Source organism: Pirellulales bacterium, assembly GCA_035533075.1.
GTDB lineage: Bacteria > Planctomycetota > Planctomycetia > Pirellulales > JAICIG01 > DASSFG01.
On the sequence record DATLUO010000115.1, the window covers coordinates 22,318 to 30,863 of the forward strand.

Genomic DNA, 8,546 nt, shown 5'->3' on the forward strand with positions numbered 1-8,546 from the left:
AGACACCCAAAGTCTATCCAGTCTCGGCAGGACCCAGCAATCCTGGCAAACGACTGGCCAGCTAGTGTACACGACTGTCAATCGACGAAAACAAACTCGTTGCTGCCCAAAAGCGCCTGGGCATATTGCTCCCAGGGCGAGAGCTTCACCGCGCCGGCGACGACCGACGTGCCGGCCAGGAACTCGCGCGCCAGTTGGCGTTCACGCTCGCGCGGCGGCCGGCCGAATACCCATCGGTAAATGCGCTCGACACGGGCGTCTTCCGACGAAGGCTCCCGCAGCAGTCGGGCAGCGAGCGTTTTCGCTTGCCCGATCATGAACTCGCTGTTGAGCACGAACAACTGCTGCATCGGCACGGTCGTGATGACACGCCGTTCGCTGGTCAGATTCGGATCGGGAAAGTCGAACAGCCGCAGCACCGGATTCAGCTCGTGCCGGCTCACGGCCGCATAGAGCGTGCGGCGCCGGTTGCTCGCATCGTCGAGCTTCTGCGACGGCCCGCCCATCACCGGATCCAGGTTGCCGCACGCGGCCAGCAGGGCGTCGCGCCAGGACTCCACGTCGAGCCGCCGCCGGTTCATGCGCCAATAAAAGCGGTTGTCGGGGTCGCGTTCGTACTGCGCCGCCTGCCAGGTGGAAGCCAGACGATACGTGGCCGAAAGCATGATCTCGCGCTGCAGACTTTTGATCGACCAGCCGGAGGCGATGAAGCGGCTGGCCAGGTAATCGAGCAACTCCGGGTGCGTAGGACGTTCGCCCAGCAAGCCGAAATTGCTCGGCGTGCCGACGATGCCGCGGCCGAAATGCTGCTGCCAGACGCGATTGACGAACACCCGCGCGGTGAGCGGATTGTTGCGGTCGGCGATGGCCCGGGCCAACTCCAACCGGCCGCTGCCTTGTTCGAACGGTCTCGCATCGGCCGGCGAAAGCACCGCCAGAAAACCGCGCGGCGCCTCGTCGCCCAAGTCGGTCGGGCTGCCGCGGAGGTGAATGGGCATATTGGCGGCCTGGCCCTCCTTCAGGCTGTGCGCGATCGGATATTTTTCGCCAACCGCTTTCTTCAATTCTTCGATCGCAGCCTGCATCGTGGCCAGCTTTTTGCGGCCCTCTTCGGGCAGCAGCTTTTCGACCAGTTCTTTCGGCGGTGCCAGCGGAGCGTTGCGGTCGTCGACAAAATACTTGAGGATGTCGGCAGCCGATTTCTCCAGATCCGGCTTCTCAGGCCGCGGCTCGCCTTCTTTGAGCATGGCCAGGTGAGCGGCGTATTGCTCCTCCACCATGCGCCGCTGATTGACCGCCAGCACGGCAATCGCTTGCACCCATTTGGCTGCTTGCTCGGCTTCGGCCAGCGCGGCGGGGTCGGCCGACAGGTCTTTTGACGAATCTTGACGAGCCAGCAACTCGCGCCAGGCCGCCAACAACGGATGCTTCGCCTGGCGGTCGGCCGCCAAATGCCGCTGCCAGCGCTCCAAAACGGCTTCGTTCAGATCGGCGTCTTCCGCCATCGCGGACAGCTTGCTCTGCGGGTCCACCTTGCGTCGGTTTTCGAGCCTCCAAACCGCGACCAGATACCTGGCCGTTTGCGGCGCGAACGATTCGCTGAGATTGCGGCTTTCCAACGCGCGGGCCTCTTTCAACTCCTCTTCGGCCTGCTTGACCTTTGCCTGGGCGGCATCGTAGCGGGCAACAACGTCTGCCGGCGCGAGCGGCGCTTCGTAATAGTCGCTGCTGGCGATGATGCCGGCCAGCGAATAATAGTCGCGCATCGAAATCGGGTCGAACTTGTGATCGTGGCAACGGGCACAAGCGACGGTCAGTCCGAGAAAGCCGCGGGCCAGCGTATCGACGCGGTCGTCGTACTCGTCCAGCTTGGCTTTGGCGCCGCAGGCATTGTCGGCGTAGTAGACGGGGCCGAGGGCGAAGAAACCCAACGCTGCGAGACGGCTGGTGCGGTCGCCGCCCGCGTCATCGATCAGGTCGCCGGCAATCTGCTCGGTCACGAAGCGATCGAAGGGGAGGTCGCGATTGAACGCCTCGATCACCCAATCGCGATAGCGATAGCCGCTGGTGTAGAGACGCGCTTGAAAGGTATGCGCCTGGTCTTCGCCGAAGCGGGCCACGTCGAGCCAGTGCCTCGCCCAGCGTTCGCCATAATGGGGCGAATCGAGCAGCCGCTCGATCGATCGCTCGTAGGCGTCGGGCCGCTCATCGGCTGCGAACGCCTCAACCTCTTCGGCGGTCGGCGGCAGGCCGATCAGATCGAACGTCGCGCGGCGAATGAAAGTGCGGCGGTCGGCTTCGCATACCGGCTGCAAGCCCTCGGCCTCCAAGCGAGCGAGCACAAAGTGATCGAGCGGCCTGCGCGGCCAGTCGGCCTGACGCACCGCGGGGGGCTGCGGATCGCGGACCGGCTGAAACGACCAGAACTGCCGATCGGCTTGGGTGATGGTTCCGTTGGAACGCATGGACGCGGCATCGGCCGGTCCGGCGGGCCAGGGCGCGCCCCCTGCCAGCCACTGTTTGAGCGCGTCGATCTCTTCGGCCGCGAGCTTGCCGCTGGGAGGCATTTGGACATCGCCGGCGTACTCGACCGCTTCGATCAGCAGGCTTTCGTCGGGCTTGCCCAGCGCCACCGCCGTGCCGCTATCGCCGCCGGCCAGCATGGTCTCGCGGCTTTCGAGACTCAGTCCGCCCTTCTTCCGCCCTCGGCCGTGGCAAGCGTAGCAGCGCTGCACGAGCAGCGGCCGGATTTTTCGTTCGAAGAATTCGCTGTCCGCCTCATCGCCGGCGGGCCGATCGCCAGCCCACACCGCTGCTGGCGCCGAGGGTGCGGCAAAGATCAAGATCCAAGCGGCGAGCCACCAGCGGGGCAAACGCATGATGCGAGTCGTTCTATTATCGGGTGAGATCCAGGCCCGGCTTTCAGCATGGCCGACGAGAGGGCCGCTGAGAGCAAGCCTGGACTAACAAGGCAGGGCAACGAGCCGATCGCCACGCACACCACCCCGCGACCGCTGCACATTCCGTGCAAACGCCATTCTAGCTCTTGTTGTTCGACGCCACAACGAGGTCAGTGTCACCGACCGCTGGTCCAGCCGATGCCTTGAGTTTGCTGAGATGTTCGCGAATGGCCAAGGCCGGGGACTCAATCGCGATCACTCGAGGCGGCAGTTCGGCGGCAAAATTAAAACCACCGCTTCTCGACCGGGCGACCACGATCATCAGCTTGGCGCCTTTGCCGGACGAAGCCGCCGAGAGCTTCTGAGCCGCATCCAGCACTGTTTCACTGTTTCGCTGAACTCGTACGGTCACGGCAGTGCCATCGAACTCCTCTTTCAGTATTGCGTCGATCCCGTTATTTCGCTGCACGGGCACAAAGTCCAACCCCTGCAACATCGCCAGAGCCGCGTCATCGGCGTTTCGGTAGGCGTCGCGGCCGACTTCGAGAAGACGCGAGTGGCTGCGAGTCGCGTTCTCCAGTCGCTTGCGGCTCAGCTCCACGGCATCTTCTGAAACGTCAATTCCAACGGCGGCGCGGTTAAGAGACTGAGCGGCAACCAAGGTGGTTCCGCTGCCGCAAAATGGATCGAGCACGCGATCGCCTTCGTTCGTTGCCAGACGAAGGATTCGCTCCAGGAGCAGCAGCGGCTTTTGCGTGGGGTAGCCCGCGCGTTCCTTTGCTTTTGGGTTCAAGAACGGGATGTCCCACACGTCGCTCAAGGGCACGCCGCGCTTGGCGCCGTTCAGGACCACTTCACCTTGCTCGTCGCGCTGGTATACGGATTTGTTCGAGGCGTCGCGAGACCGGCGCTGAAGGATTTGGTCGACGTTGGTGGCGGGCGAGTAGTCGGTGAACTCCTCGTTGAAAGTGTAGGCGTCCGTCTTTGTGTAGTAGAGGATGGTTTGGTGCGCCGGCAATAGCCCTCGTTGCGAGTTGGACCATCTGCGATAGTGCCAGATAATCTCCGACCGGAAGTTCTCGGAACCGAAGACGTCGTCCAGCAGGGCGCGGACCAGGTGAACGGCGTTTCGGTCGCAATGAAAGAAGAGCGAGCCGTCCTCGCAGAGGATGCGGTGCATTTCCAACAAGCGCTCGAACAAAAACTTGCCGTACTCGCGCGCGGTGGACCAAAGATCCTCAAACGAGAACTCCCTGGATCGATCTCGCGGGCTAAGGCGATGCACCTTGTTCGTGAAAAAGGGTGGATCGAGATATACCATGCGCACCGCGTCGCTTTGCATTCCCTGCAGAATGGGCAAGCAATCCCCGAGGAGGACATCGATATCAGCTTTTTGGTGCATTTTCTCGCGCTAACTTGGTGAGGATCTTAAGAAGGTCAACGCCGGTCCTGCTCTTCACGTACCGCCAAGCAGCATCGCCATAGTAGTATTGGCCGTTTACGCCCTTATAAACCTTCTCAAGGGTCCTTTGGATTCGGATTGCTTGTTCGCGGTTCGGGTAATAGAACATGACGCGAATCGGCACGTACTTGGCATCGACGATTGCCTCGATGCGCGCCTCCTCTTTCAAAATATGGTCGCCATCCGTGGTTGCATCCCGCCACTTGATCTCGATTGCTTCCGAACCGATCAGGCAATCGATTCCAAACCTCTTCGGGCGCCGACCTTTGGTATTCGGGACTTGAGCAGATCGTGCATCGGAGTACTTTTCAAGAAAGCAGAGCTTCGCCACTTCCTCCAGAAACGAGCCGGCGTACTTATAGACGAAACGGCCCTTGTTTTGGTACTCGTCCACCAACCGACCTTCCTGATCGCCGATTCCGAGCACTTGGTAGATCAAGAAATGCGATCTGTCGTCTTCCTTCATTTCGACCATCCGCTGGTCAATGGCTTTCTTCAGCTTGTCACCATATTCGCGCGCAGCGAGCCGAATCGCCTCTTCAATTCCTGTCGGCCTCTTTTTGCTCACCTCGTGCTTCCGTTTCTCCATCGACCGAACCCATAGGGAAAAACGCAGCCGGCGGCCGGACGCTCTATACGTTCTTGACCGCCGAAACCAACTGCGTGAGCGAACTCTTGGCGTCGCCGAACAGCAACGCCGTCTTGGGGTTGTAGAACAGCTCGTTCTCGATGCCCGAAAAACCGGGGTTCATGCTCCGCTTCAACACGATGACCCGCTGGGCCTGATCGGCGTTCAAGATCGGCATGCCGTAGATGGGACTCGAGGCGTCGTTTCGGGCGGCCGGATTCACCACGTCGTTGGCCCCGATGACCAACGCCACGTCGGCCCGGCCGAACTCGTTGTTGATGTCGTCCATGTCGTAAAGGCGGTCGTAAGGCACGTTGGCTTCCGCCAGCAGCACGTTCATGTGACCCGGCATGCGGCCCGCCACCGGGTGAATGGCATACTTCACGTCGCCGCCGCGCTTTTCGATCAGCTCGGCCAGCTCGCGCACCTGATGCTGCGCCTGTGCCACCGCCATGCCGTAGCCGGGTACGACGATCACCAGCCGCGCGTATGCCAATTGCAAGGCGGCATCGTCAACCGAGATGGAATGCACGGTCAAGCCCTCGGTCGATGCCGCCGGGCCTGCCGCCGCGTCGCTCGCCCCAAAGGCGCCGAACAGCACGTTGGTGAACGAGCGGTTCATGGCCTTGCTCATCAAGATCGAGAGCAGAAAGCCGCTGGCGCCGTCGAGGGCGCCGGCGATGATCAACACGCTGTTGTCCAGCGCGAACCCGGTGGCCGACGAAGCCAGGCCGGCGTAGGAGTTCAACAGCGAAATCACCACGGGCATATCCGCGCCGCCGATCGGCAGCACGATCAGCACGCCGACCGCCAGACCTAGCGCAATCATCAGATAGAAACAGGTCCCGCTTAGATTCCCGTCGGGGTTGAGCGTGAGGTAGACGAACAGCAAAAAGCCGACGACGAACATCGAGATGTTCGATGCGTTCTGGCCCTTGTAGGTGATTGGCTGGCTGGGGACGAAGCCTTGCAGCTTGCCGAAGGCCATGAAGCTGCCGGTGATGGTGAGCGAGCCGAACAGCACCTCGAAGCCGAGCGCCGCCATTTCGACGCGGCCGATCGCGTGGGTTTCCGCGGCCGGTGGCGGGGCCAAAGTTGTGGCCGCCACGACGGGCGGATTGATGGCGGCCGGCGGCACCGTGGCGGGTTCGTGAAAGTGCGCGATGCCGACCATCGTGGCCGCCAAGGCGCCGAAGGCGTGAGAGATGGCGGTGCGTTGCGGCACGGCGGTCATCGGCATCCAGATGGAGATGGCCGCGCCGATGGCAGAACCGAGGATCATGCCGGCGACAATCCAGCCGTAGGTGACGATCTGAGCGTCGATCAGCGTGCCCACGACGGCCACGGCCATGCCCAGCGCGGCGAGTTGCATGCCGCGTCGGGCCTTGGCGGGGTTGGTGAGACCTTTCAGCCCGAAGATGAACAGCACCGACGCCGCCAGATACGACACTTGCGTCAGCAGCACGCGCGGACCGGCCGAGGCCGGGCCGCTGGTTTCGGCGAACAGACTGCACAGCACGGCCAGACTCACGGTTTCGCTTTCGGTTCCTGGCGCTTGAACATTTTCAGCATGCGGTCGGTGATCATGAACCCGCCGACCACGTTGATCATGGCGGCCGTGACGGCGATAAAGCCCAAGATTGTGCTGGCGGTATGCCCGCTACCGCGGCCCGCCATGACCAGCGAGCCGACCAGCGAAATGCCCGAAATGGCGTTGGTGGCCGACATCAGCGGCGTGTGCAAAAGCGGCGGCACGCGCGTGATGACCTGGAAGCCGACGAACCCCGCCAGCACAAACACGTACATTTGCAGGAAGGCGGTCAGGTCGGTGGCCATGGTGAAGGATGAGGGATGAGGGATGCCGGCGAACCGGAGCTTCTTTGTTCCACGATTTGCGAATGCTATCTTGATAGGGGCGGATTCGCAAGGGCTTCACGGTTTCTTGCCCGTGTCGAAGCCGGGGCGGCCCACGCGGCGAATTCAAGTGGGGTTTGTTTCCAGCTTTGTTCCCGCCACGATCGGGGCTTGCCCCCGTCGAGCGCTGATTGAACGCCAGAGGCCGAACCGCGCCAACCGCTTTTTACCCGTTTCGCGCGGCCCGCCTTCTGCCGCCGCGTCCCGGCGGCAGAAGGCGGCCAATTGGTGCTGAAAAGCTCGCAAATCAAGCGGCTCCCGCCCTGCCGAACCCGATGATGGCTTCACGATTCCCTCGCAGCCGCGCAACCGCGCGCATCAGATCGTCGGCGTTCAAACTCAATTGCCCGTCCGCATCGCCCGCGTCGCGCAACACCGCTCGCTGCAACGCCAGGAAGACGACCTCGCGCACCTGGGCGCCGGACAGCCCGTCGGTGGCAACGGCGGCTTCGTCGAGCAACCGTTCGTCGGCGCTGCCGCCGGGCAGATTACGGGCCAGAATTCTTCGCCGCGCGTCGCGCGCCGGCAGCCCGAGGTACAACACCACGTCGAAGCGGCTGGGCCGCTCGCGGATGGCCGGGTCGATCGCTTCCAAGTCGTTCGTCGTGGCGATGAAAATCACCCCGTCGTTGTTTTCGAAGCCGTCGAGCTGCGCCAGGATTTCGCCCAGCACGCCGCTTCTCCAGTGCGTCCGCTCCGCCGCGAAGAAGTCGAGGTCTTCCATGAAGACGATCGTGGGCGCCAGCTTTCGGGCCAGCTCGAAGACGCTCCGCAGTTCATTGAGCCGGCTCATGTCGGCGGCGGTCGCATACACAAACGTCGCCAGCTTCAGTCCGGCCAGCACCTTGGCCACCAGCGTTTTGCCGGTGCCGGGCGGACCATACAGCAAAATGCCCCGCTTCAGCGGCACGCCCAGGCGCTTGAACGACTCGCGGCGACGGATGACCTCGACCGTGTTCTGCTCGATCGCCTGGCGCACGCCGGGATCGAGCGCCACGTCGTCCCAACCGCAGGGGGTCAAATCTGCGACAATCTCCGCGTCGGGCTGGATGACCTGCCCTTCGAGATAATGCGACCTCTCCATCCGCGCCAGCAGGGCCGAGAATTCGCGGCCCACCTCTTTCTCCTGCGAGCGCGGGGCGAAGAGCCGCACGCTGAATCCGCCCCTGCCCATATCATGCCAGCGCTCGATGCCCAGCACTCGGCATCCGCCGTCGGGCAAGCGATAGAAGCGGGTCGCCTCATGGGCAAACTCGGCCCACCGGCCCGGCGCCACGAGCATTCGCCGGGTTTCGGGCACCCACAGCGTGCTCGTGCGCGATTCGGGTCGGCCGCCTTCGGCCGCAAGCTGCCAATCGGCAAAGCACGCGGCGCCTCGCGAATATATTCGGACTGGCGGAGCGGGTCGACTTCCGCTTCGATAATCACGGTCGGGGCGTTCGGCTCGATGAGCTTCGCTTGCCGGCGACGCCCCACCGCCTCGATCCAGGCGCGCGCGGCGACTTCCTCGGCCGAGAGCCCGGAAGCGTTGATTTCAACGGTAGCCACCAGATCGAGTTCGATCGACAGGACGAGCGGCGCCGGCTCAGCAGCCTGGCATTCGGCCCAATCATCAGGGGTGCGGAAATGGTAGACGGCAACT

At 63.0% G+C, this 8,546-nt stretch carries 7 protein-coding genes; 1 reads left to right on the forward strand and 6 read right to left on the reverse strand.

Annotated features, from left to right (window positions below; translation table 11 throughout):
• Positions 1-77 precede the first annotated feature (77 nt).
• From VNH11_14870 to VNH11_14895, 6 genes are all read right to left on the reverse strand, one after another.
• A complete protein-coding gene (locus VNH11_14870; protein HVA47650.1) occupies positions 78-2,879 on the reverse strand; it encodes a PSD1 and planctomycete cytochrome C domain-containing protein in 2,802 nt (933 codons plus the stop codon).
• A 160-nt stretch (positions 2,880-3,039) separates the two neighbouring features.
• Complete coding sequence (locus tag VNH11_14875) at positions 3,040-4,302, reverse strand: DNA methyltransferase (GenBank protein HVA47651.1); 1,263 nt, start codon at positions 4,300-4,302, stop codon at positions 3,040-3,042.
• On the reverse strand, positions 4,286-4,951 hold the full coding sequence (locus tag VNH11_14880) for an ApaLI family restriction endonuclease (GenBank protein ID HVA47652.1): 666 nt from the start codon (positions 4,949-4,951) through the stop codon (positions 4,286-4,288). The genes VNH11_14875 and VNH11_14880 overlap by 17 nt, the downstream gene beginning before the upstream one ends.
• A gap of 43 nt (positions 4,952-4,994) precedes the next feature.
• The gene (locus VNH11_14885; protein ID HVA47653.1) at positions 4,995-6,521 is read right to left on the reverse strand and encodes an NAD(P)(+) transhydrogenase (Re/Si-specific) subunit beta; all 1,527 of its coding nucleotides are present in this window, start codon (positions 6,519-6,521) and stop codon (positions 4,995-4,997) included.
• Entirely contained in the window at positions 6,518-6,826 is a 309-nt protein-coding gene (locus VNH11_14890; GenBank protein HVA47654.1) for an NAD(P) transhydrogenase subunit alpha, read from the reverse strand. Before VNH11_14890 ends, VNH11_14885 begins: the two co-directional genes overlap by 4 nt.
• A gap of 325 nt (positions 6,827-7,151) precedes the next feature.
• On the reverse strand, positions 7,152-8,186 hold the full coding sequence (locus VNH11_14895; protein HVA47655.1) for an ATP-binding protein: 1,035 nt from the start codon (positions 8,184-8,186) through the stop codon (positions 7,152-7,154).
• A 176-nt stretch (positions 8,187-8,362) separates the two neighbouring features.
• Here VNH11_14895 and VNH11_14900 point away from each other — a divergent pair.
• Positions 8,363-8,546: hypothetical protein (locus VNH11_14900; GenBank protein HVA47656.1), on the forward strand; the 184-nt coding region annotated here is incomplete at its 3' end.